General features: G+C 45.3%; 3 protein-coding genes. 2 read left to right on the forward strand and 1 reads right to left on the reverse strand.

The genetic code is table 11. The annotated features are described in order from the left end of the window. Both ACLOR3_RS01115 and ACLOR3_RS01120 read left to right on the forward strand, forming a co-directional pair. A partial coding sequence (locus ACLOR3_RS01115; protein WP_497867170.1) for a DrrA family ABC transporter ATP-binding protein occupies positions 1–467 on the forward strand: 467 nt, incomplete at its 5' end. Positions 468–521: 54 nt separating this feature from the next. Then, a complete protein-coding gene (locus ACLOR3_RS01120) occupies positions 522–1,274 on the forward strand; it encodes an ABC transporter permease (RefSeq protein ID WP_048716360.1) in 753 nt (250 codons plus the stop codon). 20 nt (positions 1,275–1,294) lie between these two features. On the opposite strand, the gene ACLOR3_RS01125 is transcribed toward ACLOR3_RS01120, so the two are convergent. Beyond that, the coding region (locus ACLOR3_RS01125; RefSeq protein WP_412036911.1) for a sensor histidine kinase at positions 1,295–2,130 on the reverse strand (836 nt) is incomplete at its 5' end.

The raw sequence follows: 2,130 nt of genomic DNA on the forward strand, positions 1-2,130 counted from the left end.
TCATTGCCAAGCCCGACTTCCTCATTTTGGACGAACCCATCAATGGTCTCGATCCTGTCGGAATCAAGGAATTCCGTCAGATGATCAAGCGCCTCAACGATGAACTCGGCATGACCATCCTCATTTCCAGTCACATCCTCTCCGAACTTTATCTGGTTGCCAATCGCTTTGGCATTGTCGACCAAGGACGCCTGATCAAAGAAATTAGCAAGGCTGAATTCGAAGAACAAGGAGAAGATTACATCATCCTCAAAACTAGCCAACTAGCTCTTGCCAGTCAACTGATCCAGGATCAGCTCCATCACCGTATCAAGGTCATCGATAAGGATGGAGAAATCCATATCTTTGGACAGACTCACGATATTAAAGTCATTGTCAAAGCCCTCGTTCAAGAGGATATTGACGTGGATGAAATCTACTATGCTCGCCAAGATCTGGAAAAATTCTTTACGGACTTGGTAGACTAGTCAACCCACCGTCTTGCATTACTTATCCCACATATTTCATTTAGGAGATTTATCATGTTGCATACCATTCAAGCAGATTTTTACAGACTTTTTCGCTCAAAAGGTTTTTGGATTACAGAAGCCATTCTCGTTCTCAACATCCTGTCTGGAGTCATCTTTGGAGCTACCGGCCACGTCGGCGTCAATACGGAATCCAAATTACCCCAAGCAACCGAAGTTTGGACGGGCTTTAAAGCCTTGACCAACTACTCTTCCAGCATCAGTGTGACTATCCTCTTTACCATTATTGTCATCACCTTGGTTCTAGGAACAGACTTAACGCAAAACTTATACAAGAATAATCTGGCCTATGGGGTTTCGCGCACCAGCTACTACTTTGCCAAAAGCGCCGTTGTCCTGACCATTGCCCTCTTCCAATTTCTTGTTTCTTATGGTCTCGTCTTCTTAATCGCGACCCTCTACAATGGACTTGGAACCATGCCAGAGCACTTCCTTGCTCATTTTGGACTGACCGTGCTGATTCAGTTCCTTTCCACCCTGGCTTGGGTCAGCATCATTTCCTTCCTTCTTTACGCTAGCCAATCCATCACCCTAGCCTTCGTTGGCTACTTCATTGGAAATATCCTCTTAAGCCTTCCTGCGCTTTTCTTTAAAGATATTGATATTCTCCACTATCTAAACTTGGAATTCCAATATTCCATGGTCCAAAGCACCACAGCAACGAACAACACTCTCTCGATCGCCCTTGGTTTCATCCTTGTTTTCGGATTCTTGGGACTAGCTACTTTCAAACACAAAGATTTATAACAAAAAGGCTTGAGCGGTGCTCAAGCCTTTTTTCTTAGTGTAATGGTCAAAACAAACCAATCTGCCTCTGTTGCCAGTTGCAAGTCTCCCTCTAGGATCTCTACAAAATTTTGAATGATGTAGAGGCCCAAACCAGAAGACTCTTCTGTGTCCGATAGATTTTCGGAGTAGAATCGGCTAGCCAGTTGGTCTAAGTGCTGAATCGGTTGTTGCACGATATTGCCTAGTTCAACCCGAATCGCCTTATCATCAGAGGTCAAGGTCAAGCGGGCCTTTTCTTTCCCATGTTTGAGGACATTGCTGAGCATATTTTGCAGGAGGCGCTCCCAAAGCTCCGGATCCGTAGCATAATGAAGATGCTCCTCTATCTCCACTTCTAAGGCAATCCCCGCCTCAGACAAGCTATCATAATACTGGAACAACTGCTGGGTCAGGACTTGGCTGAGATTAACATCTGAAAGCCGAGGCTGAATGGCTCCCTCCATCAAGCGTCTGTATTCCAAGAGAGATTCCAGGCGTTTTGAGACGACTTGAAGATTGGAAGCAATTTTCTTCAGCTTCTCCTCTTCCTGCGTCCCACCCTTGATGATTTGTTGGGTATATCCCGATGCAATGGTCAAAGGCGTCCGGATATCATGAGCAATATTACTGATGGCCATATCCAAGGTCTTTTTCTCTTGAAAGGCAATCCGATTGGTCCGCTCGATCTGTTCAAAGAGATCACTGACCTGCTTGGTCAAGGCGACCATTTCTTTTTTTGAAACACGTGACGTTAACCGCACCCCACTCCCATTTTGGAGCTTCTCTTGAATCTGCTCCTGCAAATCTTTTAAGGCAGAAAGCAGGCGAAGGTAGC

It is taken from the genome of Streptococcus intestinihominis (genome assembly GCF_046824975.1).
Taxonomy (GTDB): domain Bacteria; phylum Bacillota; class Bacilli; order Lactobacillales; family Streptococcaceae; genus Streptococcus.